This window comes from Paenibacillus sp. O199 (assembly GCF_001636635.1).
Lineage (GTDB): Bacteria > Bacillota > Bacilli > Paenibacillales > Paenibacillaceae > Paenibacillus > Paenibacillus marchantiae.
Window position 1 is genome coordinate 239,222 of record NZ_LGRP01000009.1, and the last position, 26,938, is coordinate 266,159.

The 26,938-nt window shown below is 46.3% G+C and carries 28 protein-coding genes; 22 read left to right on the forward strand and 6 right to left on the reverse strand.

Features of this window, described 5'->3' with window-relative positions; translation table 11 throughout:
- Positions 1-70: 70 nt before the first annotated feature.
- Together spo0A and A6049_RS16560 are read left to right on the forward strand one after the other, a co-directional pair.
- Positions 71-886, forward strand: coding sequence for a sporulation transcription factor Spo0A (spo0A, locus tag A6049_RS16555; protein ID WP_063565711.1), 816 nt, complete (start codon positions 71-73; stop codon positions 884-886).
- Between the two features lie 216 nt (positions 887-1,102).
- Entirely contained in the window at positions 1,103-1,603 is a 501-nt protein-coding gene (locus A6049_RS16560; protein ID WP_063565712.1) for a hypothetical protein, read from the forward strand.
- Positions 1,604-1,639: 36 nt separating this feature from the next.
- Here A6049_RS16560 and A6049_RS16565 read toward each other — a convergent pair whose 3' ends face one another.
- Positions 1,640-2,446, reverse strand: a complete 807-nt coding sequence (locus A6049_RS16565) for a FlxA-like family protein (protein ID WP_063565713.1) — start codon at positions 2,444-2,446, stop codon at positions 1,640-1,642.
- Between the two features lie 188 nt (positions 2,447-2,634).
- On the opposite strand from A6049_RS16565, the gene A6049_RS16570 reads away from it, so the two are divergent.
- From A6049_RS16570 to A6049_RS16590, 5 genes are all read left to right on the forward strand, one after another.
- On the forward strand, positions 2,635-4,593 hold the full coding sequence (locus tag A6049_RS16570; protein ID WP_063565714.1) for an AraC family transcriptional regulator: 1,959 nt from the start codon (positions 2,635-2,637) through the stop codon (positions 4,591-4,593).
- A 186-nt stretch (positions 4,594-4,779) separates the two neighbouring features.
- Positions 4,780-6,759, forward strand: a complete 1,980-nt coding sequence (locus tag A6049_RS16575; RefSeq protein ID WP_063565715.1) for an AraC family transcriptional regulator — start codon at positions 4,780-4,782, stop codon at positions 6,757-6,759.
- A 157-nt stretch (positions 6,760-6,916) separates the two neighbouring features.
- Positions 6,917-7,954, forward strand: a complete 1,038-nt coding sequence (locus A6049_RS16580; protein WP_063565716.1) for an NAD(P)/FAD-dependent oxidoreductase — start codon at positions 6,917-6,919, stop codon at positions 7,952-7,954.
- Positions 7,955-8,146: 192 nt separating this feature from the next.
- On the forward strand, positions 8,147-8,791 hold the full coding sequence (locus A6049_RS16585) for a hypothetical protein (RefSeq protein WP_063565717.1): 645 nt from the start codon (positions 8,147-8,149) through the stop codon (positions 8,789-8,791).
- A 538-nt stretch (positions 8,792-9,329) separates the two neighbouring features.
- Positions 9,330-9,806 carry a hypothetical protein gene (locus A6049_RS16590; RefSeq protein WP_024630975.1) on the forward strand — a complete coding sequence of 159 codons (477 nt, stop codon included), beginning with the start codon at positions 9,330-9,332 and terminating at the stop codon, positions 9,804-9,806.
- Between the two features lie 223 nt (positions 9,807-10,029).
- On the opposite strand, the gene A6049_RS16595 is transcribed toward A6049_RS16590, so the two are convergent.
- Positions 10,030-10,623, reverse strand: a complete 594-nt coding sequence (locus A6049_RS16595) for a thymidine kinase (protein WP_024630974.1) — start codon at positions 10,621-10,623, stop codon at positions 10,030-10,032.
- Positions 10,624-10,807: 184 nt separating this feature from the next.
- Between A6049_RS16595 and A6049_RS16600 the strand changes: the two genes are divergently transcribed.
- Positions 10,808-11,020 carry a hypothetical protein gene (locus tag A6049_RS16600; RefSeq protein WP_063565718.1) on the forward strand — a complete coding sequence of 71 codons (213 nt, stop codon included), beginning with the start codon at positions 10,808-10,810 and terminating at the stop codon, positions 11,018-11,020.
- Positions 11,021-11,028: 8 nt separating this feature from the next.
- On the opposite strand, the gene A6049_RS16605 is transcribed toward A6049_RS16600, so the two are convergent.
- Positions 11,029-11,376, reverse strand: a complete 348-nt coding sequence (locus A6049_RS16605; RefSeq protein WP_063565719.1) for a potassium channel family protein — start codon at positions 11,374-11,376, stop codon at positions 11,029-11,031.
- A 186-nt stretch (positions 11,377-11,562) separates the two neighbouring features.
- A complete protein-coding gene (locus tag A6049_RS16610; RefSeq protein ID WP_063565720.1) occupies positions 11,563-11,886 on the reverse strand; it encodes a DUF2627 domain-containing protein in 324 nt (107 codons plus the stop codon).
- 244 nt (positions 11,887-12,130) lie between these two features.
- Here A6049_RS16610 and lpdA point away from each other — a divergent pair, with 244 nt between their 5' ends.
- The 5 genes from lpdA (at position 12,131) to lipB (ending at position 18,089) form a co-directional block, all read left to right on the forward strand.
- Positions 12,131-13,555: a dihydrolipoyl dehydrogenase gene (gene lpdA, locus A6049_RS16615; protein ID WP_063565721.1), complete on the forward strand. Its 1,425-nt coding sequence runs from the start codon at positions 12,131-12,133 to the stop codon at positions 13,553-13,555.
- Positions 13,556-13,694: 139 nt separating this feature from the next.
- A complete protein-coding gene (locus tag A6049_RS16620) occupies positions 13,695-14,723 on the forward strand; it encodes a thiamine pyrophosphate-dependent dehydrogenase E1 component subunit alpha (RefSeq protein ID WP_063565722.1) in 1,029 nt (342 codons plus the stop codon).
- A 2-nt stretch (positions 14,724-14,725) separates the two neighbouring features.
- A complete protein-coding gene (locus tag A6049_RS16625) occupies positions 14,726-15,712 on the forward strand; it encodes an alpha-ketoacid dehydrogenase subunit beta (protein WP_024630968.1) in 987 nt (328 codons plus the stop codon).
- 48 nt (positions 15,713-15,760) lie between these two features.
- Positions 15,761-17,215, forward strand: coding sequence for a dihydrolipoamide acetyltransferase family protein (locus tag A6049_RS16630; RefSeq protein WP_063565723.1), 1,455 nt, complete (start codon positions 15,761-15,763; stop codon positions 17,213-17,215).
- A gap of 166 nt (positions 17,216-17,381) precedes the next feature.
- Entirely contained in the window at positions 17,382-18,089 is a 708-nt protein-coding gene (gene lipB / locus A6049_RS16635) for a lipoyl(octanoyl) transferase LipB (protein WP_063565724.1), read from the forward strand.
- Between the two features lie 27 nt (positions 18,090-18,116).
- On the opposite strand, the gene prli42 is transcribed toward lipB, so the two are convergent.
- Complete coding sequence (gene prli42, locus A6049_RS32620) at positions 18,117-18,218, reverse strand: stressosome-associated protein Prli42 (protein ID WP_090810668.1); 102 nt, start codon at positions 18,216-18,218, stop codon at positions 18,117-18,119.
- A gap of 83 nt (positions 18,219-18,301) precedes the next feature.
- Between prli42 and A6049_RS16640 the strand changes: the two genes are divergently transcribed.
- The gene (locus A6049_RS16640; RefSeq protein ID WP_063565725.1) at positions 18,302-19,435 is read left to right on the forward strand and encodes a tripeptidase T; all 1,134 of its coding nucleotides are present in this window, start codon (positions 18,302-18,304) and stop codon (positions 19,433-19,435) included.
- Positions 19,436-19,561: 126 nt separating this feature from the next.
- Here the strand turns inward: A6049_RS16640 and A6049_RS32625 are convergent, their stop codons facing one another.
- Complete coding sequence (locus A6049_RS32625) at positions 19,562-19,696, reverse strand: Z-ring formation inhibitor MciZ (protein WP_090810664.1); 135 nt, start codon at positions 19,694-19,696, stop codon at positions 19,562-19,564.
- A gap of 121 nt (positions 19,697-19,817) precedes the next feature.
- Between A6049_RS32625 and A6049_RS16645 the strand changes: the two genes are divergently transcribed.
- From A6049_RS16645 to A6049_RS16680, 8 genes are all read left to right on the forward strand, one after another.
- The gene (locus A6049_RS16645; RefSeq protein ID WP_063565726.1) at positions 19,818-20,393 is read left to right on the forward strand and encodes an NUDIX domain-containing protein; all 576 of its coding nucleotides are present in this window, start codon (positions 19,818-19,820) and stop codon (positions 20,391-20,393) included.
- Complete coding sequence (locus A6049_RS16650; RefSeq protein ID WP_063565727.1) at positions 20,393-21,613, forward strand: endonuclease Q family protein; 1,221 nt, start codon at positions 20,393-20,395, stop codon at positions 21,611-21,613. The genes A6049_RS16645 and A6049_RS16650 overlap by 1 nt, the downstream gene beginning before the upstream one ends.
- A gap of 187 nt (positions 21,614-21,800) precedes the next feature.
- Positions 21,801-22,430: a stage II sporulation protein M gene (gene spoIIM, locus A6049_RS16655; RefSeq protein ID WP_063565728.1), complete on the forward strand. Its 630-nt coding sequence runs from the start codon at positions 21,801-21,803 to the stop codon at positions 22,428-22,430.
- Positions 22,431-22,538: 108 nt separating this feature from the next.
- The gene (fur, locus tag A6049_RS16660) at positions 22,539-23,006 is read left to right on the forward strand and encodes a ferric iron uptake transcriptional regulator (RefSeq protein ID WP_063565729.1); all 468 of its coding nucleotides are present in this window, start codon (positions 22,539-22,541) and stop codon (positions 23,004-23,006) included.
- Positions 23,007-23,163: 157 nt separating this feature from the next.
- The gene (locus A6049_RS16665; protein WP_063565730.1) at positions 23,164-23,406 is read left to right on the forward strand and encodes a DUF4227 family protein; all 243 of its coding nucleotides are present in this window, start codon (positions 23,164-23,166) and stop codon (positions 23,404-23,406) included.
- 73 nt (positions 23,407-23,479) lie between these two features.
- Entirely contained in the window at positions 23,480-24,370 is an 891-nt protein-coding gene (locus A6049_RS16670) for a tyrosine recombinase (RefSeq protein ID WP_063565731.1), read from the forward strand.
- 179 nt (positions 24,371-24,549) lie between these two features.
- A complete protein-coding gene (locus A6049_RS16675; protein ID WP_063565732.1) occupies positions 24,550-25,374 on the forward strand; it encodes a purine-nucleoside phosphorylase in 825 nt (274 codons plus the stop codon).
- A 302-nt stretch (positions 25,375-25,676) separates the two neighbouring features.
- Entirely contained in the window at positions 25,677-26,798 is a 1,122-nt protein-coding gene (locus tag A6049_RS16680) for a D-alanyl-D-alanine carboxypeptidase family protein (RefSeq protein ID WP_231952730.1), read from the forward strand.
- The last annotated feature ends 140 nt before the right edge of the window (positions 26,799-26,938 follow it).

Sequence of the window (26,938 nt, forward strand, 5' to 3'; positions counted from 1 at the left end):
CCCCTGTGTCGAAAATTTAACCTGTAAGGAAATGTACGAAACGATGTTTAAATTAAAGGAGGATACCGTTTTGCAAAAAATTGAGGTATTGCTGGCCGATGATAATCGTGAATTTACGAATTTGCTTGCCGAATATATATCCGAACAGGAAGACATGGAAGTAACCGGAATTGCTTACAATGGAGAAGAAGTGCTGCAGTTGCTGGAGCAGACTCGCGATGTACCGGATGTACTTATTCTGGATATTATTATGCCTCACCTGGATGGACTGGGTGTACTGGAGCGTCTGCGCAACCTGAATCTGTCTCCACAGCCCAAAGTCATTATGCTTACGGCTTTCGGACAAGAGAATATCACGCAGCGTGCCGTGCAACTCGGAGCTTCTTATTACATCCTGAAACCATTTGACATGGAAGTACTCGCGAATCGTGTACGTCAACTGGTTGGCACGCAAACCACGATCTCCACAGGCGGTGGTGGCGGTTCATCGATGTTTATGAACAAGTCCAACGTGGTGCCGATGGGTAAGCACAAAAATTTGGATGCAAGCATTACGTCCATCATACATGAAATCGGCGTTCCTGCGCATATTAAAGGATATCAGTATTTACGCGAAGCCATCACTATGGTGTATAACAATATCGAAATTTTGGGTGCTATCACGAAAACCTTGTACCCAGCGATTGCCGAAAAGTTCAAAACAACGCCGTCTCGCGTCGAACGAGCCATTCGTCATGCTATCGAAGTGGCTTGGACACGTGGTAACATCGACAGCATCAGCCACCTGTTTGGTTATACCATCAATATCAGCAAGTCGAAACCGACGAACTCCGAGTTCATCGCGATGGTCGCTGACAAGCTTAGAATTGAGAATAAGGTGTCCTGAAAGGATCAGGAATGATATATAATAATTCTTGATTACTTATGTATTGAGCAGATTGAAATTTATGATTTAACATAAATAATGAAACCTAAAAAACCGTTACAATCGGGCTTAAATAGCCTTTTTGTAACGGTTTTTTATAGATGTAGGAGGCGTTTACAACCTCTACTCTTGTTATAATGAAATAAATTTTAATGCTTTAAAAGAAGTGCAAAGGAGATGGATCTACTGAATAAAACTGAAATTTCACAACTAATCTTTTCTAAGTATCTCGAAGCAGGTAATTTGGTGAGTTATTTTGGTCAAGAAATAGTTCATATTGATAATTTAAAAAAATATTCAGATGAGCAATGGTTAAGTAAGAGTGAAGAAGTACTAACTTTTGATTTTGATGGCTGGTCAGCCAATGTAACTTTTACTAAAAACGGTTCTTATCATAGTGACAGCTTAGATTTCTTCTTTTCTACAAATGATGCTAATAAGTATACTATTGGACTTTATGAAGATCTGCAGCGCTTCATTCTTAGCAGTGGAATAAATGTGAACCAGTTTGTTTCCGACAATGAGCTCGTAATTTTGTTCAAGAACGCAGCCAGTGCTCATTATTTGTTGCAGAATGATCGTTATGTGCTTCGAAAGCTGTCGGGAGCTTTTTTAGATTATGCTCAGACATATGCCTACTATAAAAAAATATATGGTGAATCAACATCCATTTTTTAATATGGTCTGAAACTACATATCACCTCTGTCACCTGTTCAAACCCGAATGTCGAGCGATGTAAAGGAAGGGGCAGGGGATTCATTTGATTGAGTCTCTTGAATTTTTCCTGGGTCTTTATCATTCTGCGTACCATTGGAATTCTTCGATTTGCTTTCAGCCTTATTTCCCTCAACGACTTCCTGATTTTCCTTTTCCACAGAGGATGAAGGTGTAGGAGACGAAACGGATTCTTTTGGTTCAGGCTGATGTATCTCTTTCATCAAATCTCCAATCTTCTGACCTACTTTGCTCATTTGGGAGCTGATGTCCTGCACGATTTCTCTTTTTTTCTGGAATACCGTACGTTCAGCATTTTCAAGCATCATCGATTTTCCAGCATCATTGCCAGCATTAATCTCCAGAACCAGTCGGTCAAACTTGGTTTCACCTTCAATGGTTTGTATGGAGCTGTTCATGCGATCTCGCAAACCGACCAGTTTACCTAACTGATCGTAAGTCTGACTGTGCTTAATTAGATGGTCCATGGATGGGGGTTGAGCTTCGTCATTGCGCTGAGGCTGTTGTTCTTTGGTCTTCTCAGGCTGTTTTAATTTGTTCTTTTCCTCCATTTCCTCTGCTTTGATCTGGGCGATCTGCGTGTCGATTTGCGTAATGGAGCTCGTTAATGATTTGATTCGTGCTGCTTTGGTTTTAGTGTCCAGTTCATCATTGGATTTTACAGCTTGTACTTCTTCATTAAGCCTAACCTTCTGCTGCATAAGTCCCTGAATTTCCTTATCTCTACTGGAGACTTGGCTCCCGGGGGTGAAGCTGCTTTTGGAGGCAGGTGAAATTGAATTCATGGTCTTTTCCCCTTCTTCGTTATATCGTGGATCTACTTACATATATCGGATGTTACGAGAAGCAAATGAAGATACGCTGGTAATAAGTTCACCTTCACTTGTGTGTTGCTTACTTGCTAATAATGATTGATAATGGTTATCAATGAGTGTGTTTAGTCAATCTATTTAGACGGAGTTGGGTTAATGAAATGTGGAATAATTATTACATACTCTGGAACTATGCTGCTGTGAGTATTGCGGATATACGTTATATGGAGTTAGGGCCAACCGAGGAGCTAACATATAAATTTCCTGCGAGCACGTTTGTATTCACCATCCAGGGTAAAGCCTATGTGACCATAAACGACCAGAAGCATGAAGTGAGTCGTTTTTATGTTCTTCATGGTGGAAAAGGGAGCGTGCTGCATATTGAAGCTGGACAATCTGGATTAAACCTGTTTTACCTTATGTACAAATCAAGCTTGCCAAGTGGAGGAAGAACCGATTTGGGCAACATGATGGAGCACATGAATCCATTTCAGCTAACCTATGGTTTTGCCCCTGAGTCACCTGTTGTGCTGTATGAGCAAGTAAAACAGATACACGCTTTATGGAATCAAAAGAACCCCATACATCATTTTCAGGCAAAAAGTCTTTTTTATCCTTTTATAGAGCAAGTATCAGCACAAATTCCTCATGCTGCAACTCGTTATTCCATTACGAATCAGGTCAGCAAAGTCATCAAAATTGTGGAATCCTCTTATGCTGAGCCCCTAACGTTGCATGTTTTGGCGGAGAAGGTCGGCAGCAGTCCCAGAAGTCTGTCCCGCAAGTTCAAACAGGCCACGGGTTATAGTCCAATCGACTATTTGATTCAGTTCCGTTTGTTCAAGGCCAAGGAGATGCTGCTGCATACCGACGCTACATTAGATGAGATTGCAGCAGGCATCGGTTATCCGGACGGATATTATCTGGGACGTATGTTCAAAAAACATACAGGTGTTTCTCCGCTTCAGTTCAAGGAGAAAACATCTGTACCCCTAAAATGGCCTGATCTGACATCGACCTTGGCGCGAAATGACATTTCCAGTGGAAGAGCTGGAAGGTATGTTTATAACGATGATGATAATCATTATCAATATAAACACGGAGGGTCATTGTACATGAATAGACAGACAAGAACAGGAATGCTGCTTAGTATTTTATTAAGTCTCACTTTACTGCTGAGTGCCTGCTCGACAGGGGCAACTAGTAATTCTGGGGGAGAAACATCGGGAAGCAAAGGGACTTCGAGTGCTACCAGCACAGTATCCGCCGATAGCCAATCGAACAATTCCGAGCCTCGGATCATCTCGACGGTCAAGGGAGATATTACGGTCCCGGCTGAACCCAAGCGAATTGTGGTGGATTTATATTTAGGAAGCCTGATTGCTTTGGGAATCAAGCCAGTCGGTACACCGGAAATGAACTTGAAGAATCCCTATTTTATCAAATCACTTGAGGGAGTAGAGAATATTGGTGAATACGAAACTATTTCTCTTGAAAAGGTGTTGGAACTTCAACCAGATCTGATTGTCACAGGTGATCCTGATTTGTTTGATTCTTTTAGCAAAATTGCGCCTACGCTTGTTGTTCCTTATGGAGAGTTGAAAAATACCCATGAAGAGATCACTTATTTCGGTAAAGCGTTGAACAAAGAAAAAGAGGCTGAGTCATGGTTGGCCGATTACGACGGACGAATTGCGGATGCCAAGAAGCGTGTAAGTGAAGCAATCGATGCAGATGCAGAAGTATCCGTTATGCAATTTTACGATAAAGGACCGTTAGCCTTTGGTGATAATTTTGGGCGTGGAGGTCAAGCTGTGTACAGTGCTCTCGGATTGAATCCTCCGGCAGACAAAAAAGAGATATTAATGAAAGATCAGCTTGTTGAAGTCTCGTCCGAATCCATACCCGAATTTGCCGGTGATTACATTATTCTTACGGCAGACAACCTGACTGTAGAGGAATTGAAATCCAAGCCAGTATGGAGTTCGCTTGATGCCGTCAAGAATGATCGTGTGTTTATCTGGAGTCCGGATCGTTCATGGTACTTTGACCCTATTGCAACGTTGGATCAGACCGAGGAATTGGCAGCTTGGTTCACGAAGACAGCTGTTCAAAAGTAAATCTTTCGGATCATTGATTGGTGAAATTGAATCCTGGTCAAAATTCAGTTGATAATGAAAATTATTATCATCTATAATGAAGGAATGATAGTGAACCACTATAACGCTTCGGTTAGAGGATGGTTTGCAGAATAATGACCTGCACAAGGTCTTGTTCCTGGTGAGACTGGGATTGGAGAGTAATCGATGCAATTAAACGAACAGATGCAAAGCTGGAATCACGCGGCTGTTAAAATTCTGGATATACGCCGGATCGCCATGGAGGCAGGGGAGATACAGGAGTCCTATTTGCTTCCGGCAAACGCTTTTATATACAGCATTCGGGGTGCAGCTCAACTTAAATTGGATGGGAAAACACACGAAGCACAGCGATTCTGTATTCTGCATGGTGGTAAAGGATCATCACTGGATATTCGGGTGAGCGAAAAGTTTGAATATTACTTGCTGTTCTACAGGGCATTCCTTGCGTTCCCAACTCATCGTAAAACATGGCGGTTGTCACAACCTCCTCAGATTGCTCCGTTCTCTTTGCAATATGGATTTACGCCGAGCAATCCTCTTGCTATATTGCGCTATTTTGGAGAACTGGAGAAAGCGTGGGATCAGGCGAGCAGACTGGACTTGCTACAAGTAAAAAGTTTGTTCTACCAATTTATTCATGAGCTGTTGTTTCAATTGGCAGAGCAGGAAATCAGAACAGTGCTTCCAGATCCTATTGAGCAAACACTTCGCTACATCCAGGAGCATTATAGGGAACAGGTGACTCTGGATTTTCTGGCTGAACAATTCAACTACAGCTCCCGTCATTTATCTATGCAATTTAAAAGAAAGACAGGACACAGTCCGATTGATTATCTCATTCAAACGAGACTGACCAAGGCCCGGAATCTGCTTGTGCAATCCGATGCCACCCTTCGCGAAATCGCGGCAGAAGTGGGATATACGGATGTGTATTATTTCAGCCGTATTTTCAAAAAACATGTGGGCCTGTCCCCCACACTCTATCAGCGGAAAATAAGGAACCAGACCCTGGCAGAGGATCGTCCATTACAATTCTCCGAATCGTCCATTGGCTGGAGATGGATGCGAGGATATATTGATTATGAGAATCATTATCAATATATAGACGGAGGGTCTACATCAATGAAAAGAAGAAAAACAAGCTCCAGCATGATTTTGGTTGCACTTTTAAGCATCACAATGCTTTTATCGGCATGCTCCGCTGGCTCTACAACAACAACAGTTACGGGGGAAGGCACGAATACGAACTCATCTACGAGCACAGCCGCATCTTCATCATCAGATTCAGGTAGTCAAACGAACAATGAAAATGGAACACGCACGGTCTCCACGGTTAAAGGTGATGTTGTTGTCCCGGCAAACCCTAAACGGGTGGTTGTACTTTATCTTCAAGGAGATGTTGTAGCGCTTGGAATTAAGCCTATTGCGACGTCTGACGTATTTGATGGGGCTGCATATAAGAATGAGCTTGAAGGGGTAAATTCACTAGGCACCTGGTTCGAACCAAACCCTGAGGCTGTCATTGATCTGGACCCGGATTTGATCATTGTTCCTTCAGAAGAGACTTACACGCTATTAAAAGATATTGCACCAACTGTGTATGTCCCATATGAGAAATTGACAACGGAAGAAAGACTTCATAGTATCGCTAGCATTTTCGGCAAAGAACAGGAAGCAGACGTTTTAATCGACAATCTTAACAGTAAAGTTGAAGAGAGCAAGAAAAAACTTGCTGATGCAGGCATACTGGACAAAACGGCCTCCATCGTCGAGGGTGGGCTGAAAGAGATGGTCATTGTAGAAAGTAAGCAATACGGCCGAGGATCTCAGGCTATATACGAGTACTTGGAAATGAAAGCACCTGAAGCGGTCCAAAAAAAAATTGACGTCGTTTCCGACGCGGCAGGTTCGACCTTGTCCATGGAAGTTCTTCCTGAGTATATGGGAGACTACGTGTTTCGTTCGGTATATGAAGGGGCAGATAACCTTAACGATAATCCAATTTGGAATAGCATACCCGCTATCAAAGAAGGCCGTCTAATCGAGATTGATTTTGATTTCTTCTATTACTCGGATATCTATTCCATCAACAAGCAAATCGATTTCGTTGTTGAGCATCTACTCGCAGCTCCCAAAGTAAAGTAATCAACAAATAAATAACCGATGGTAGTTTTGTATAAGAAATGTTTGAATTTTAGCCATTGTATTTTGATAAGTTTCCCATTAGACTAGGAAAAGAGTGATAATGAGAATCGATATCAAATAGTCGAGCGCTTTGGATCGAACTGATGGAGGTAACTACATGGATCAGCATTTGGAATTATATGATGTAACAATTATCGGCGGTGGACCTGCCGGCATGTATTCTGCATTTTACAGTGGGATGCGTGATATGAAGACCAAGTTGATTGAGGCGCGGGATAAATTGGGTGGTCGCATGCTCTTTTATCCAGAGAAAATGATCTGGGACGTTGGCGGCGTCACCCCGATTCTGTGTGAAAATTTGATTAAACAGCTGGAAGAACAGGCGAGAACATTTGAGCCAACGATTGTGTTTGAACAGCAAATTGAAGGATTTGAGCGTCAGCCTGATGGCACGATTCTGCTGACATCGAATACAGGAGAACAACACTGGACACGTACCGTCATATTGGCGATCGGGTATGGTATATATAAAATGGCCAAGCTGGAGCTTGAAGGTGCTGACCGTTATGAGGTTACCAATCTTCACTATACAGTACAGGAGCTGGAGCCTTTCCGTGGTAAACGGGTACTGATCTCTGGTGGAGGTGACTCCGCGGTGGATTGGGCCAATGAGCTTGAAGCACTGGCAGAGCAAGTGACGGTTGTGCATCGTCGTGACCGCTTTGGTGGATTGGAGCGAAATGTACTGCGGATGAGAGAATCCTCGGTGGATATTCGTACACCATACGCCGTTGATACCCTACATAGTCAAAGTGGGGAGATCATCGAACAAGTGACGATATCCCATGTTGAAACTGGTGAGAGTGAAGTCCTTGATGTGGATGCGATTATCGTCAACCACGGCATGAAGAGTGACTTTGGCCCGCTCCGGGATTGGGGACTTGATCTTGGTGAATGGCATGTCAAAACAACAGAGAAGCTGCAGACGAATATTCCAGGCGTCTTCGCTGCAGGAGACTTTGTAGATTATGCAAGTAAACTGTATCTGATTGCCGGTACATTTACGGATGCGGCCCTCGCAGTAAACAGTGCAAAACTGTATATGGACCCTGAGGCGGAGAAAGTTGCCTATGTGTCTTCCCATAACAGCCGGTTTAAGGAAAAAAATAAAGAACTTGGTGTTGTGGAAGAATAGAATCAAACGAAGTAGTTCTGGCTAATGCCAGAACTGCTTTTTTTGTTTCCATTTTCGGTATGAACCTCCACGAACTGCACAACATAGAACAGGCACCGGAATTGAACATACATCATCAACTGTCTATAATGAGCCTTAGAAGTTAGGAATAACAGCAAGAAACGTCAAACAGATTAGAGTGGAGTGCACAATATGGAAAAAAAATTTCAACGTATATCCACATTTATTCATCGGTGGTTCAAAGGCCCTGAGAAAAAACGCATCAAATGGTCGGAAGTCTATCTCGCTGTTGCTGGGAAAATGCATCGACTACTGGTGGAAGGCCGGCGCGCACGTTCAGCGTCCAGAAGGCTGCATCAGGATTTGCCTATTACCGCTTTGGGCCAAATGAAGCTGGAGCCAGGAGATATTTTATATACGCCAAGTTCGGAATCGACTTATTACGCCGGGCATATGGGGATTATTGGACTCGACGGTAAAGTGTATCACGTACACCCTTATGGGCCCGTGTTTGCCGATTCCTTGGATTGGTACATTACTCGCTTTTATGAGGGGGATCGTTTCATTGTATTTCGTTCCCGTCTTAATCAGGCTGGTGTGAAGGCAGCGCAGTGGGTACAGGATCATTACAAGCAGGTAAAATTCTATCGATTGCAGACGAATCTGCGCAGCATTGAACGGAACTATTGTTCCAAATTTATATATCAGGCGTACCAATTTACAACTGGACTTGATCTGTGGAGTCGCAAGTTTGTGAAGCTGAATCAGGGATACATCTATCCGTTTCGAATTGAGCGCTCACCCGCGCTTGAGGTTCTTGGAACGTTTTATAAATAAGGCAAGTTAACCGACGGAAGTTCCTTTCTCATACAAGAGGGTGGGGCAGGTTCTGTCGGTTTTTTTTGTATGCGTAGAGTTCAAAAACAGGAAAAAGGCTCAAAACGTCGAATAGATTATGAGATAGGCATGCACAACTTGGAATCGTATACATAACCAATGCAGGATCAATTTTTGCCCAAGCATAAGCAATTCACCCCTTAGAAGGCAAACAAGGAAGAGAGAGAAAGAGATGAAATGGCTGAACTTTGTGCGCAGGTTCAAATCAAACTCAAACGTAGTAAACCTATCCGATTACACTCCCAGGAAGGAAAGGAGGCAATATTGTTCCATCTGTAGTAAAAAAGTGAAGTCCATCGTGTATTATGCGACTTCCCAGGGAAATGTTGCAGGTGTATGCAGTTCTTGTAAATCAGTGGCGGAACATCGAGGAATGTTACCCATTTAATAAGGAAGAGATACGCTCAGGAAATAACATTGCTTTGATTTATGAGCGTTTTTGTAGTACATTAGCAAATGTATTCGAAGGAGGATTCTAATGTACTCAGGTAGACAAGACGATACTTTATACATCATGACCTACACCTTAAACAGCGGTATCAAGGGTACGGTTCCACTGTCAAATAAGCAGATTATTGAGTGGCTGGATTGCTACAGAAATGAGAAGCGCTTCGTGACCGAAATCGGCAAGGAGTTTTTTGGATTGAATGCAGGATTGGTAGCAGATTTTAAAGTTCAGAATCATTTATCGGATTATCAGCAGACAATTATGCCTACACAGCAGCAGGATAACATGGAACGTTTGTCCAGCGCATATAAATCAACCGAGTTATTAATGAAGATTGATTGTAAATGTGGCACGGCATATGTTACGGAGTCTCCATATAAGCGCACCAAATGGTATTGCACCAAGTGCAAAGAGATTGTATTTTTGGATGCCAAAAAAGGAATGGTAGAAACGTCGCGTGGCGACGCTTACTACATGACCAACAAATATTTTGTTTCCCGGGACTAGCGGGAGATGACGAATGGGAAGCATCGCTGTGAGGCGGTGCTTTTTTGTGTGCAAAGAAAGAGCAAATGACCGAGTTAAGCAGAGGTATATTAAGGGTATGCTGGTAAAAAGGAGTTATAATAAAAAAAGCCCTCGGGGGCTTTTTTTGAAATCTCAGGAAACCTGTAGCAGTAGATACCGCCGATCAGAACCTATAGATTAATCATGGAAAAGCTGATTCAGCTCAGCATTCAACTTTGTGAGGAGGAATGAAGCAGCAGCGACAGCGCGGCTCGTAAGCTTCTGAATCGCCTATCATGACGACAGGACCAAGCGTTACAGGCTCTCCATTAACGATACGCTGGGTGAAAGCCGCATCCGGGCTTCCGCATACGGCACAGAATGCCGACAGTTTCTCAATATCATCCGCCATAGCGAGCAAACCGCCTACATATCCAAATTCCTTGCCACGGTAATCCATATTCAGTCCATCCACAATGACGTGTTTGCCACAGTAGGCTAGCTCGGAGACCAGTTCCATGATGGCACTGCTGAAGAATTGTACTTCATCAAATGCAACAACATCGGCATCTTTGGTCTGAGTCAGGATCATCTCTACGGATTCCGGGGTCAATTGCCGGGGAATGGAATGGGCAGGCAGACGATAGCCGATACGGCTAACGATCTCGTCTTGAGCAAACCGATCATCTTCGGCAGGTTTGTAAGCAACGACCTTTTTACGGCCAAATTGAATTAATTTCTGACAACGGCGAATGAGTTCACCGGATTTTTCACTAAACATAGGTCCTGTAATTACGGTAATTCGTCCTGTTTGCACAGTTCTGCTACTCCTCTCACATACGGGATTCAACAAAAAAAAGCGACCATTACAGAGTACCACAAAATCTTTAGTAAGAGCCAGAACTAATCTGAGCAGCTTTGTGTTACTATATGGATTGTTAAGCTGTTGGTTACGGCAGTGTAATGCATAAGCCAGGAGCGATTGAAAAGAGGTGTTAACGATGAGTGAAGCATTATCCGAATTACAAGAGCGATATGAACATTTGAAAGGACAGTCAGTCCTTGACGAAGCTGCGCAGGCGTTGTTTGCAGACTTGTTCGCTGAAGCGGAGCGGCTGCAAGCCAGTAATCTGACGTTGCGCAGAACGATTCTGAAGTCCTCTTCCAAAGAGTCGCGTATGTCTACCAAGCTGCGGGATGCATTATACGAATAACCCGGAGACTACTCCGGGTTCTCTTCTGTCTGCAATTTGCGGGGAAATAGAATACCTGCTGTAATTCTGGCAATCATGGCGAAGGTGAGGCCGATACCTGCGAACATATAGATGACCGTAAATGCCTTGCCGAATCCGGTCGATGGTACAAAATCCGGATGCCCCACCGTCGTTAGAGTTACTGCGCAGAAATAGAGGGCATCAATCCAGTGCAGACCTTCAACGCGAGTATAGAATAACGTGCCCGAGAGAAGTGTCGCCGCAGTTAATACAAACAGAGCCAGGAACTTCTGGTCCTTGAAGGCATGAAAAATGCCTTTAAGCAATCTTTTTAGCGTAACGATAAACGAGATCATGTTGAACCATCCTGTCTATGGAAGAGTGGGCATTGTGCATATTCAAGATGCTAGCTCTGAATTTATGCAAAATACGTGTTTGAATAAATAAGCATTATACCTGATCGAGTACCGTATATAAAGGCAGATGTAAAGTTCGGATGTTGAAATGTTGCGGAGCCAGAAAAAATGACAAAAAGCCCGGACTCAGGAAGTCGTACCGGGCGTCTCAGCTTTGTCGGCTGAGGGTGCGCTTTTTGAACGAAAACGGGGTCCTACATAATTACGCTTGCGGTCACGGAACAGAATCCAACCTCCCAGAAAACTCATGCCTGCGGCGAACAGGACAAGTCCTCCACCAAAGGAGAGCCATTGAAATCCTGGTGAGATCTGCTCGTTCCCATGCTCGGCATAATACAGGAAAAGGGCGTCCTTCATCATTAGAAAACCCTTCATTGCCATTAACCCGGGAATGACCAGAACAATAATCGCCACAAATCGTGCAAAGACCAGTCTAGTATTCATCACCATTAAACTCCTTCTGCCTGAGGTTGACGTAAAATAAAGGTTGCGCTTACAGGTCATACCTGATTCCATCATAGCTTGCTTTCCAGAAGCTGTCCATGCGTTTCAGGGTCAAATTTTGAGTTGACTGCTCAAGGAGAGTACAATGGAATATAGATAACGTCTATGAAAAAGAGAATCATTCGAATCATCATCTTACAAATATATTGAAATTGTATTGAAATTATATGGATAGAGGAGAACATTTAAGATGCCAATTACATGTGATGTTGCCATTCTTGGAGGAGGAACGGGAGGGTACGTTGCTGCCATCCGTGCCGCACAGTTAGGAAAACAGGTTGTTATTATCGAGAAGGATAAGCTGGGGGGCACTTGTCTGCATCGTGGCTGTATTCCGAGCAAGGCATTGCTGCGAAGTGCGGAAGTGTACGCTGAGATACAAGAAAGCGAAATGTATGGGATTGAAACAGCTGGAGCAACACTTGTATTTCCGAAGGTTCAGGCGCGCAAGGATGCAATTGTGGAGCAGCTTCATCAAGGTGTGCAGTATTTAATGAAAAAAAATAAAATTCAGGTCGTACACGCCAAAGGGCGCGTGATCGGACCTTCCATTTTCTCCCCTCAGAGCGGTGCAGTGGCTGTCGAGTTTGAAGATGGCGAGATGGATACAGTTGTGCCAACCAACCTCATAATTGCTACCGGATCTCGCCCACGGGTGCTACCAGGTCTTGAGCCAGATGGCCGGTACATCATGAGCAGTGATGAGGCTTTGCGAATGGACGAATTACCAGCATCCCTGATCATTGTTGGTGGTGGGGTGATTGGCCTCGAATGGGCCTCGATGCTGAATGATTTTGGCGTTGAAATTACAGTTGTTGAAGCCGCTGCTCATGTATTGCCAGCAGAGGATGAAGATGTAGCCAAGGAAATGCAGAGATTGCTTGGGAAACGTGGTGTTCGCTTCCTAACTGGCGCTAGCGTTCTGACAGAGACATATAGCATACAGGAAGACGGTATTCAGATTGATGTCAAGCTGGGGGATGAGAAGCAAGAGACTCTGAAAGCGGACAAGATGCTGGTGTCGGTTGGTCGTCAGGCCAATGTCGAAAATATCGGACTCGAAAATACGGATATCAAACTCGAACGCGGATTTATTGCTGTGAATCAACATCTGCAAACGGGTGAGGGACATATTTATGCAATCGGCGATGTCATCGGCGGTTTGCAGCTGGCGCATGCAGCGAGTCATGAAGGCATTTTGGCAGTGAATCATCTGGCAGGTGAAACGGTACATGCCGTCGAATCACATCGAATCCCGCGCTGTGTCTATACTCGTCCGGAAGCAGCGAGTATCGGATTTACGGAGCGCGAGGCCAAAGAGCGTGGTTATGAAGTGAAGACAGGCAAGTTTCCGTTCCAGGCGATTGGAAAATCTTTGGTTCATGGAAGTCGGGATGGATTCGTGAAGGTAATCGCGGATGCCAAGACGAATGATATATTGGGAGTACATATGATCGGTACCCATGTGACGGAACTGATCGCAGAGGCCTCTTTGGCTCAGATGCTGGATGCCACACCTTGGGAAGTGGGACAGACGATCCATCCTCACCCAACATTATCAGAAATCATGGGTGAAGCCATGTTGGCAGTTGACGGAAAATCGATTGGAATGTAAGCCGGACAGGCTTATGAGAAAGGTCCTTTCCTTTTTTGGGCAAATGGGATTATAATAAGGTTAAGCTAAGTCTTAGTACCAGGTTATAAGATCGGGTAGTAAGACGGGCAAAGGCTCTGATTAAAAGGAGGTACCTCATATGAGTTCAAAAGGTACTGCAGACGCGGTCCATCGGCATGAACAGCTGGGACTTAGCGATGGTGAAGTATTGGATATGTACAAATACATGCTGCTCGCACGCAAGTTTGACGAGCGTTGCTTGCTCTTACAGCGGGCCGGCAAAATTAACTTTCACGTATCCGGTGTAGGACAGGAAGCTGCGCAAGTAGGCGCTGCATTCGGTCTGGACCGGGATCACGATTATTATTTACCGTATTACCGCGATTATGGCTTTGTACTGGCAGTTGGCATGACTCCACGTGAGCTGATGCTGTCTGCTTTTGCGAAGGCGGAAGATCCGAATAGTGGAGGACGGCAAATGCCGGGTCACTTCGGTCACAAAAAGCTGCGCATTGTAACGGGCTCCAGTCCGGTTACGACACAGGTTCCGCACGCTGTAGGGTTTGCACTGGCTGCCAAAATGAAGAAGCAAGAATTCGTTTCTTTTGTAACTTTTGGTGAAGGGTCAAGCAACCAGGGAGATTTCCACGAAGGTGCCAATTTCGCAGGTGTTCATAAACTTCCTGTGATTATTATGTGTGAGAACAATCAGTATGCCATCTCGGTGCCAATTCACAAGCAGCTGAGTGGTAAAATATCAGATCGTGCACTTGGGTACGGGTTCCCCGGACTTCGTGTAGATGGAAACGATGCGTTGGAAGTATACGGTGCAGTCAAAGAAGCTCGTCGCCGCGCAATCGCTGGTGAAGGACCAACACTTATTGAAGCAATGATGTATCGGTTGTCTCCACACTCCACTTCCGACAATGATCTGGCATACCGGACCAAGGAAGAGGTTGAAGAGAACTGGAAGAAGGACGGCGTGCTTCGCATGAAGAACTATCTGATCGATTGCGGCATCTGGGATGAAGCCCGGGATGCGGATCTGGCTTCCCAGCTTGCGCTGGAAATGAAAGAAGCGACTGAATACGCAGACAACGCGCCATATCCGAAACCTGAGGACACTCTGACGCACGTTTATGCGGACAGCGAAGAAGGGGGACGGTAAGTATGGCGGTTATGGAATATATTGATGCAATCCGTCTCGCGATGAAAGAAGAGATGGAGCGGGATGAAAATGTCTTTATCCTTGGTGAAGATGTCGGGGTTAAAGGCGGTGTGTTCACTACAACCAAAGGGTTGCAGGATCAGTTCGGCGAAATGCGTGTCATGGACACACCTTTGTCCGAATCAGCGATTGCAGGTGTAGCTATTGGCGCTGCGATGTACGGTATGAAACCTATTGCCGAGATGCAATATTCGGATTTCATGTTGCCTGCAACAAATCAGATTATTAGTGAAGCGGCCAAAATTCGCTATCGCTCCAACAATGACTGGAGTTGCCCGATTGTTATTCGTGCGCCGATTGGCGGCGGTATTTTTGGTGGGCTGTATCACTCCCAATGTCCGGAATCGATCTTTTTTGGCACACCAGGTCTGAAAATTATAGCTCCTTACTCGGCATACGATGCGAAGGGACTGCTCAAAGCAGCTATTCGCGACCCGGACCCGGTTCTCTTTTTTGAAAACAAAAAATGCTACAAGCTGATTAAGGAAGATGTGCCAGAGGATGATTACATCGTTCCAATCGGTAAAGCCAACGTGCTTCGCGAAGGAGCAGATATTACGGTTATCGGTTATAGCCAGCCACTTCATTTTGTCATGCAGGCTGCTGAGGAGCTGGAGCGTGAAGAAGGCATTACTGCCCATGTACTGGATTTGCGTACATTGCAGCCACTTGATCGCGAAGCCATCATTGCATCCGCTCGTCTGACAGGCAAAGTGCTGATTGTGCATGAAGATAATAAAACCGGTGGTGTAGGAGCGGAAGTTGCGGCTATCATCAGTGAAGAATGTCTGTTCGAACTAGACGCGCCGATTCAGCGTCTCTGCGGACCGGATGTACCGGCAATGCCGATTAGCCCAACATTGGAGAAGTTCTATATGCTGAGCAAGGATAAAGCCAAGGAAGCGATGCGTACGCTCGCCGAGTATTAATTCGTGTAGTGAGATAGTTTAAAAGCAAAGTTTGGAGTGATATAACCAATGAGTATGAAATGGATCGAGGTCATTATGCCGCAGCTGGCGGAATCGCTGGTCTCGGCTACCATTGCCAAATGGTTGAAAAAACCGGGTGACCGGATTGAACAATACGAACCGATCTGTGAAGTGATTACGGATAAAGTCAACGCAGAGATTCCATCAACCGTTGATGGAATTATGGGTGATCTGTTGGTCGAAGAAGGTACGACCATTGCGGTTGGCGAAGCCATCTGCCGCATGCAGGTAGCTGCTTCTGATGAAGAAGCAGCAGAGCAAGTAACGCATGCTTCGCAGCAACAGAATGGTGATCATGTTCATGCACAACAAAGTGCGAACTACGTACCTGCTGCTGGTGCAGCGAGTACAACAGGGCACGATCCCAATCAGCCGATGCGTAACCGCTATTCTCCTGCGGTTCAATCCCTTGCAGCTGAACATGGTCTCAACTTGCAGAGCATTCAGGGCACAGGAGCAGGTGGTCGGATTACACGTAAGGATGTACTGGCAGTGATTGCACAGGGGGGAAACGCGGGCGCAGCGTCTGCACAGTCTTCTACTGTAGCAGGACAGCAGGTCTCTTCGGGAGTACCTTCAGGTTCTCCTTTCAGCGGATTGAATCGGGGGAATGCAGACTTGGGCGCATCTGCGGGAGAAACCGTTCCAGCAGCCGACGCAGGCGTTCCTGTAAGACATTCCGGCATACATCTGACCGAAAGTCCGAAAATTCCCCAAATCGAAGTAGAGGGTGGCGGACAGGGAAGATCCGAATACTTTATCGACGTTACTCCAGTTCGTAATGCCATTGCTCGTAATATGCGTCAAAGCGTATCGGAAATCCCTCACGCGTGGACGATGATTGAAGTGGACGTGACGAATCTGGTGATGCTGCGCAACAAACTCAAGGATGAGTTCAAGCGCAAAGAAGGCATCAACCTGACGTACTTGTCCTTCATGATGAAGGGGGTCGTTAATGCGATTAAAGACTACCCGATCATGAACTCCGTCTGGGCTGTTGACAAAATTATTGTCAAACGGGATATCAACCTGTCGATGGCAGTGGGTACAGAAGACTCTGTACTGACACCGGTAATTAAACATGCGGATCAGCGCAACATCGCTGGCCTGGCTCGTGAAATTGATGAGCTGGCACGTAAAACACGTGAAGGCACTCTGAAGCTGGACCATATGCAGGGCGGTACGTTCACGGTTAACAATACGGGGTCATTTGGTTCGATTCTGTCGCAACCTATTATTAACTACCCGCAGGCGGCGATTCTTACCTTTGAGTCGATCGTTAAGAAACCTGTGGTCATCAATGACATGATTGCTGTCCGTTCCATGGCGAACCTCTGTCTTTCCCTGGATCATCGTATTCTGGATGGGGTCATCAGCGGACGTTTCCTGCAACGTGTAAAAGAGAATCTTGAAGGGTACACCATGGAATCGAAAGTGTATTAAGAGAGAGCAAGTGCATCATTTCAATGAATTACTAATGATGCCAAGCCCTGAATAGATGGATAATGGGAAAGTGTATGTGCCATTGGCCGTGCACTTTTCCCGTTTTCTTCAATAGAATGCTCATCATCATACAATGAACATTGAAACAGAAGGGTGTGGGGGAATCATGAGCAAGCCGCTGGATGTGGTATACATACCGATGCTTGATTATGAAGAGGCTTGGAACCGCCAGAAAGCGATTGTGCAGCAACTGGATGAGGGAGAAGGAGCAGAACAGATGCTGTTGCTCCAGCATCCGCCGACGTATACGATCGGTTCACAGAATCACCCGGAGCACCTGCTTCTCAGTGAAGACGAACTGCGGGAGCAAGGCATCTCCTTGTTTCAAATTGACCGCGGCGGTGATATTACTTATCATGGCCCTGGCCAGTTGGTAGGTTACCCGTTACTTGTTCTTGGACGGGATGAAGCCTTGGATTTACATGGCTATTTACGTCGCCTAGAGCAGATGATTATTGATTACCTGGCTGATCAGGGTATTGAATCAGGGCGTAAAGAGGCTTACACCGGTGTATGGATCGGAGATTTGAAAATTGCCGCCATCGGCGTAAAGTTCAATCGGTGTAAACATCGGCGCGGCTTCGTGACGAGTCATGGATTTGCTTTTAATATCACCTCCGGCATTCAGCACGCAGGCTTTCAGGGGATTGTTCCTTGCGGGATTGAGCAGTATGGTGTGACCTCGTTGGAGGATATTACAGGGAAGACCTACAATGTGGAGAAGGTTGCGCAGGATATCGTTCCATACTTTAACCGGATTTTCCCGTATGAGATTACCTGGATTACAGAAAAAGAAGCCCTTCCCCGTCTGTAAATCAGACAGTCAAAAGGCTTCGGGTTTCTATCCAAACAATAAAGGTTCGAGCGCAATGAAAAGGGTGGACCCAATCATGGCGAGCAGCATGAGATAGATAATGATGCGGAACCATTTCTTTTTTTGCATGATGAGAGAACTCCTTTCAACAAATGAATAAACAGACCATAGTAATTGTATTGTACCGTATCGAAGAAAGGTAGGAAAGTCCTATGATAAAACAGCAGCGTGTTATTGATCAATTTATGGAATTGGTGCAGATTGATAGTGAAACAACCCATGAACAGAATATATCAAAAGTGTTAAAAGAACAGTTTACTCAGCTGGGCCTCAGCGTGTATGAGGACGACACCATGAAGAAAACCGGACATGGCGCTGGTAATCTCGTGATTACCTGGGAAGCCGAGGGTGCGGAAGAAGCTACGCCCATCTTTTTCACATGTCATATGGATACCGTAACGCCTGGACAAGGAATTAAACCTGAGCTGGGTGAAGACGGTTGGATCCGCAGTGACGGCACGACGATTCTGGGTGCAGATGACAAGGCGGGGATTGCCGCTTTGTTTGAAGCGATTCGAGCTATTCAAGAGAATAACCTTCCACATGGAAAAATTCAATTTGTGATTACCGTAGGTGAAGAGTCGGGTCTGGTTGGTGCACGTGCAATGAATCCGAAGGATATTGAAGCCGAGTTCGGTTATGCCCTGGATTCCAACGGAGCTGTGGGTACAATCTGTGTGGCTGCTCCGGCCAGAGCGGAAATTCAGATGAAGATCTATGGGAAATCCGCACATGCGGGCGTGAATCCGGAAGACGGCATCAGTGCCATCCAAGTGGCGGCCAAAGCAATTGCAGCGATGAAGCTGGGACGAATTGATGATGAGACTACCGCGAACATCGGCAAATTCCAAGGTGGATCTGCACTAAACGTCGTTTGCGATTTTGTGCAGATTGAGGCTGAGGCCCGCAGTATTGTGCAGGAGAAGGTAGAACTGCAAGTGGCCCAGATGCGTGAAGCACTGGAAACGACATGCCGCAAATATGGTGCAACTGCTGAGTTCCGCAGTGAGATTCTATATCCTGCATTTGGCTTCCATGATGAACACGAGGTTGTTCAGCTTGCTCAGCGTGCCATTCGGAGCCTGGGGCTGGAGACTAGCACGTTTGCATCCGGTGGTGGCAGTGATGCCAACATCTTCAATGGGTTCAACATACCCACGGTCAACCTGGCTGTAGGCTATGAGGACATCCATACGACGAAAGAACGCATCCGTGCCGAGGATATTGTGAAACTATCTGAAGTGGTTGTGGCTATTATTCAGGAAACGGCTGCAAATAAAAAGTAATCCAAAGAGACTGAGGGTGAAACTCCCCGTGCTTCAACTAAGAAGTCCGAATCCGGTACAAACCGAGTTCGGACTTTTTGGCAAAACCATGTTATATTTCATAGGTATTGCAGACCAAGAACAGTATCATTTACGTCCAGCGAGCATATCGATTAATTTGGCATCTGGACCCCACTCACGCACCCATTGTTTGAGTATGAGCTGGACTTGTCTGGCTTGTCCGACCACGTGTACGGATTGCGGTGTTAAATAACTGTTCATTGGTAGTCCCCCTGATTTGCTATATTTGTTTGAAATCGCTATAAGCTCACCATATGCCAAAAAACAGAGGTTTATACGTATAAAGAGAACCAAAATTCGAAGAAGTGGAGTTGAAGAACAGATGAACCCAACCAATCATAAGCATTCTGCCAATCCAAAACTTGACGAAGAGACGATATCGACAAAGCCCATCTTCGAGGGCAAAGTCATTTCTCTTCAGGTCGACACGGTCAAGCTGCCTAACGGTCAGACTGCTACACGTGAGATCATCCGTCACCCTGGAGCAGTAGCTGTCCTCGCTCTGAATGGCGATCGTATGCTGGTCGTTGATCAGTATCGTCAGGCCATGGGACGTACGGAAGTTGAGATTCCGGCAGGCAAACTGGACCCGGGAGAAGAACCTGAAGTGGCAGCAGCGCGTGAATTGCGCGAAGAGACTGGTTATGTAGCTAAATCATTGCGGCATCTGCGTTCGTTTTATACTTCGCCAGGATTCGCGGATGAGATCATCCATCTGTACATCGCCGAGGAACTCGAAGCAGGAGACATGGCTTTGGACGAAGATGAATTTCTTGAAGTGTCCGAGATTACAATTGAAGAGGCTTATCAGTTGATGGATCAGAATCGCATCAGTGATGCCAAAACGATGATGGCTGTGTATGCATGGGATCTTTACAGAACAACAGGACGGTTTTAATGATGAATGAGCATCAGGCAGCGTCTGCAGGGTGGGAACCTTGTTATGCAGACCTCCATATTCACATTGGACGAACTTCGCGCGGTGAGGCTATTAAAATCAGTGGCAGCCGTGATCTGACATTCGAGAACATTGCTAGAGAAGCCTCGGATCGCAAAGGAATCCATCTACTCGGTGTCATTGATTGTCACTCTCCGGTTGTACAGATGGACATCGAACAGCTGCTTGAGAACGGCACGATGTCCGAGCTTGAGGGAGGGGGCATTGCGTATCAGGACACAACCATCCTGCTGGGTACGGAATTGGAGCTGCGCGAGCCAGGGATGCGGGAGTTCCATATGCTGGCCTACTTCCGTGATCTGAAAACCATGAAGTCCTTCACGGACTGGATGAAACGTTATATGAAAAATGTAAACCTGAGTTCACAGCGGGTATATGTACCCGCGCTTGAGATGCAGGCCGAGATAAAGGCGCGTGGAGGGCTTATTGTGCCAGCGCATGCGTTTACCCCGCATAAAGGCATATATGGCAGCACAGCCTCTCGTATGGCTGATGTGCTGGATACTAGCCTGATCGATGCGGTTGAGCTTGGACTAAGCTCTGATTCATCCATGGCCAGTTATATTCGGGAACTGGATCAGGTTCCCTTTCTGACCAATTCGGATGCTCATTCTCTGGGTAAGATTGGACGAGAGTACAACGAGTTGCAACTCGCGAAGCCTTCTTTTGACGAATTCAGCATGGCACTTAAAGGACAGGCAGGCAGAAGCATTACAGCCAACTACGGTTTGGATCCGAGACTTGGCAAATACCATCGTACCTACTGTGCATCCTGTGGGAGCATTATGGACGAGCATGTGATGTCGGCAGAACGTTGTCCACACTGTGGAAGTGTGAAGCTTGTGCAGGGTGTACTGGATCGTATACTGGCAATCGCTGACCGAGAGAGTCCGCATGTTCCAGCAAACCGACCTGCTTATCACTATCAGGTACCGTTGGAATTCATCCCGGGTTTGGGGAAAGCCAAACTGCGCCAGCTGCTGGACCGCTTTGGTACGGAAATGAACGTATTACATCGTACAAGCGAGGATGAACTTGTAGAGGCCGTTGGACCGGTTCTCGCAGGTCTTATCGTTGCAGCGCGGGATGGTCAACTCGAATTGTCATCTGGTGGTGGGGGCACTTACGGAAAGGTGTCTAGCAAGGAAAGATCAGAGTAGATCAGTTTGCGGTATGCTCGTAAGGTGAGTTAGCATCATTTGGTGCGGGAATGGCATTTTGTCATGGAGAAGAAATCTGATTCTGGACAAGAAGTCATACGTGTGCATTCCGGTTCATAAGAATGACTATGAGGATTTCACTCGACATCCTTGCAGCATGATAACCGGAAAGGGGACTCGTACCTGTATGCGTTCTGCCTACTTCACATTCAAAGGCCAAACCTCTTTATATGTATTCGTGGCTGTCTTGTTTCTGGTGGGTGTCATTTTTGGCGCCCTGATGGTTAATGCCCTATCCCTTGAACAACGCCAGGATCTGGAGGGCTACCTCGGTAACTTCTTCATGACGGTACAGCACAGCGGACAGGTGACTGAGACCGGAACCTATTGGGACATTGCTATGCTTCATCTAAAGTGGGTTGGCCTGATCTTCATTCTGGGTTTATCGGTCATCGGTCTGCCGGGCATATTGGTTCTGGATTTTCTGAAAGGGGTGCTCATTGGTTTTACAGTGGGTTACCTTGTCGGACAGTATTCATGGAAAGGGCTGTTATTTGCCCTGGTTTCCGTTGCGCCTCATAATTTATTCGTGATTCCGGTACTGCTCATTTGCAGTGTGTCAGCCATGACCTTTTCCTTATATATTATTCGGAACCGTGTTCTGATGCAGCGGACACCAGGCCGTCAGAGGCCTTTTGCTTCATATATGGTGTTAACTCTCGTTATGGCAGCACTGCTGTTAGGGGTTGCGTCATTTGAAACATGGGTTACACCTGCGATGATGCGCTGGGTCACACCGATGCTACTACCCGCTTAGCTTTGCGCGTGATAGTGTAAAATGTTGACTTTAATTATGTACTCCCCCTATAATGAAAGAAGTGGGTTAAGTTGCAGTGTGCAGTGATTTCCTAGGGGGAGGGAGAAAATGGAAGCACGGATCGATAAAATTAAGCAGCAACTACAGTCCCAAGGATATAAATTAACGCCCCAGCGGGAAGCCACCTTAAGAGTACTTCTTGAGAATGAAGAAGATCATCTGAGCGCAGAAGACGTATTCATGCTCGTGAAAGAAAAGGCTCCCGAAATCGGTCTCGCAACCGTGTACCGTACCCTCGAACTGCTGAGTGAGCTGCATGTTGTAGAGAAAATCAACTTCGGCGACGGTGTAGCGCGTTATGATCTACGCGGAGATACATCCAAGCATCACCATCATCACTTAATCTGTGTTCAATGCGGAAGTATGGATGAAATACGTGAAGACTGGCTTGGACCGCTTGAAGAGCGACTGGAGCGGGAATTTAACTTTTCGGTAGTAGATCACCGACTGGATTTCCATGGGATTTGTTACCGTTGCAAAGCTAAAAATGACCAGAAGCCCAAAGATGAAGAATAACATAGCATATCTTCAAGCTCTCACCGGCGGTTTTGACGGGAGAGCTTTTTTGGTCCAGCGTGTGATGTGAGGTTTACCCTGAATGTCATATTCCTGTGTTCGTTAACATACCCTGATTCTAGACGAGTCGGATTCGAACCAGAAAGGGGTACAACCCATGATTATATCGCTGCGGAAAGGGCTCCGTTTTATTCGATTTATCGTATTTTTTGCTGCATTAGTTTATCTGTTCTATCATGTCCTGGATTTGTTCAACGGATGGATCTCACCTGTGGACCAATATCAGATGCCAACAGGAAATGCGGTTAAAGTATTTCAGGAAACGGTTTGGCCAAGTAACGGGGAAGGACGTCCTACAATGGCAGAGCGTCTCCGTTTATTCTATTGGTACGGAGAGTAGCTGGACAGCCAGGGATGCAAATACGGAAGCAGGTTGCCCGTGTGGCAGTCCTGTCAGATGAGGAGCGTTGTGCATGAAGCAGACGATACACGCCTATGCCTTATACTTGCAAGAGGATAAAGGGATGTCGAGCAGCACGCTGGAATCGTATCTTCGGGACGTGGACAAGTTCATCGAATTTGCGGATAAAGAATACGGTATCCGGGAAGCGGAGCAGGTGCGCCGGACGCATGTTATCCTGTTTGTAGGTCAGCAGAAACAGGCAGGACGTGCGAATGCAACCATTGCCCGCAGCGTTGTATCCCTGCGCTCCTATTTTCATTTTTTGATGCGGCGTGGTGACATATTACAGGACCCTACGTTTGATGTGGAGGCTCCAAAAGCAGACAAGACACCACCGCAGGTGTTAACCATCCAAGAGATCGAATTGCTGCTCGCGTCCCCCGATACCCGTTCACCGCAAGGGGTGCGTGACCGGGCCATGCTGGAGTTATTATATGCGACAGGCATTCGTGTATCCGAACTGATTGCACTGGATGTGCGGGACGTACAGCCAGGCATGCGCTTTATCCGCTGTGGAGGTGCCGGTAAAGAACGAATTTTGCCAATCGGTGCGCCTGCAGCAGAGTGGGCAAGTGTTTATGTGAACGAGTACCGTAACCTGCTAATCAAAAATGAGACGGACGAGCAGGCTCTCTTTGTCAACGTATCCGGTAGACGATTAACCCGGCAAGGCTTCTGGAAGCTGCTCAAAAAAGCAGCGATGGATGCAGGAATCTCGGGTGAAATCACACCACATACGCTGCGTCATTCCTTTGCTGCTCACCTGATTGCCAGTGGGGCAGATACCCGTGCGGTACAGGACATGCTCGGTCATGTGGAGCAGCCTGGGCAACAGTATGGGCATCATGGTCGCAAAACGATGAAAGAGATATATGAATCTCATCATCCGCGGGCAAAATAGTTTGTACTTGGATACAAATTTGCAAAAAAATGCGGAACAATAGTCCGATTTAGGATAAAATAAATTGAACACATTTAAACGCCGTTATACATAAGCGAATGCATCATTTCAGCGTGTAGTTTCCATTGATGTCATTTGCGGATACAGACGGATCGTTTCAACTCAAGGGGGAACATCTTATGACAGCATTAAACCAACAGATGATTTTGGAAGCGGCATCTTACATCCAAAGCAAAAGTTCCATTAAACCGGAAGTCGGTTTGATTTTAGGTTCAGGACTTGGCATTTTGGCAGAATTGATTGAAGATGGCGTAAGCATCGCCTATCAGGATATTCCGCATTTTCCGGTGTCCACAGTAGAGGGACATGAGGGCGAATTGCTGGTGGGAACCATCAAAGGCCGTCCGGTCGTTATGATGAAAGGTCGTTTCCACATGTACGAAGGATATGGTCCGGAACTGACTGCCTTCCCGGTACGTGTTATGAAAGAACTGGGCGTAACTTCGCTGCTCGTAACGAACGCTGCAGGTGGCGTGAATACCTCTTATGAGGCGGGTGACCTGATGCTGATCTCGGATCATCTGAATCTCACAGGCAAGAATCCATTAATCGGACCGAATGACTCCGCACTGGGTGTGCGCTTCCCGGATCTGTCCGAAGCGTACAGCCGCCGTCTGCGTGCGCTGGCGAAGGATACAGCCGCGTCACAAGGTTTTGATGTACGTGAAGGTGTATACGCAGGTATGCTTGGTCCAAACTATGAGACACCAGCTGAGATCGTGATGCTGCGTACGCTGGGTGCGGATGCTGTCGGCATGTCTACCGTTTCTGAAGTCATCGTGGCACGCCACGCCGGCATAGAAGTACTCGGTATCTCCTGTATCAGCAACATGGCTGCCGGCATTCTGGACCAGCCGTTGTCGCATGATGAGGTTATGGAGACGACAGAACGTGTTCGTGAATCGTTCCTGGCCCTTGTGCTGGCTGTTATTCCACAAATGTAACTGATCAATAAGAAGACGATCTACCCTAATGTGATTCATTGGGGCAGATTGTCTTTTTTTTATTTCCTTAACGGGCAGCTTTCTCATCCAATGAGTGTCAGGCTCGTTTTTTGTGTTTCACACGGATTACATAAAAAGTTCGGGAAATCATTCTTTACATGGAATAATTTACTTCAATCGGGCCGACAATGATTAGCAGTACATGCATGGAACATGCAGTAAGCAAGTCATTTGAGGAGGTAACCCTAGTGAAGAAACGAATAATGGCATCGTTCATGACCCTTTGTATCCTGCTGCCCCTGATGGCATCAACCGCGCTGGCTGAAGAAACTCCCAAAGCAGCGGGGGGAACCGATTTGGCCCCGTCGGCACGCTCTGCCATTTTGATGGATGCTGATACGGGCACTGTCATTTTTGAAAAAAACAGTCATGATCAGCTGCCACCGGCGAGCATTACGAAGATTATGACCATGCTGCTCACCATTGAAGCGGTCGACTCTGGCAAGCTGAAGCTGACGGATAAAGTGAGAACGAGTGAATATGCCGCATCCATGGGTGGATCACAGATTTTTCTGGAACCTGGGGAAGAGATGACGGTCGACGATATGTTAAAAGGTATTGCTATGGCTTCCGGTAATGATGCCTCTGTAGCGATGGCTGAGAAAATTGCCGGTTCGGAGGAAGCCTTTGTACAACTGATGAATGAGCGGGCGAAGGAACTCGGAATGAAGGATACTCATTTTTCCAACTGTAACGGCCTGCCGGTCGATAACCATTATTCTTCGGCCCATGACATTGCGGTCATGAGCCGTGAACTGCTGAAGCATCCGGGGATTACGAAATATACCGGTGCATACCAGGACTACCTTCGTAAAGATAGCGAGAAGCCATTCTGGCTGGTGAATACGAACAAGTTGGTTCGTTTCTACTCCGGTGCCGATGGGTTGAAAACAGGATACACTTCCGAAGCCAAGTTTTGTCTCTCGGCTACAGCGATGAAGGATGGGCTTCGTACGGTCGCGGTAGTACTCGGAGAACCCAATACCAAAACACGGAACAGTGAAGTTTCCTCGATGTTTGACTATGCTTTTGGGCAATACACGATGAAAGCCCTGTACAAGTCAGGGGACCTGCTGGGTAGTCTGAAAATTGAAAAAGGTGAAGTTGCCGAATTGCCGCTGAATGCAACACAAAATTATAGTGTGTTGATGCGCAAAGGTGCGAAATCGGATGAGATCCGTCATGAATTGCTGATGGCAAAAGAAGTGAAAGCTCCGGTCAAAGCAGGTCAGAGTGTAGGTAAACTAGTCGTCTACCAGGGCAATGAAGTCATCAAGGAGTTCGACATTCAGGCTCCGCAGGGTGTGGACAAGGCTGGCTGGTGGAAGCTGTTCAAACGCACAACCTCCAAACTGTTCGATTAAACGGCGATTTATGCAGGATGCGTGCATCCTTTGAACGTATTTTGTAGTTAATTAGGGGTTTTCTTCTAGTTTTGTCGGGGGGCAGGAAAAGCCTTCGGGAACGTAGAAATCCTTGTTCAAGACAGGGAGGAGAGTGAGCA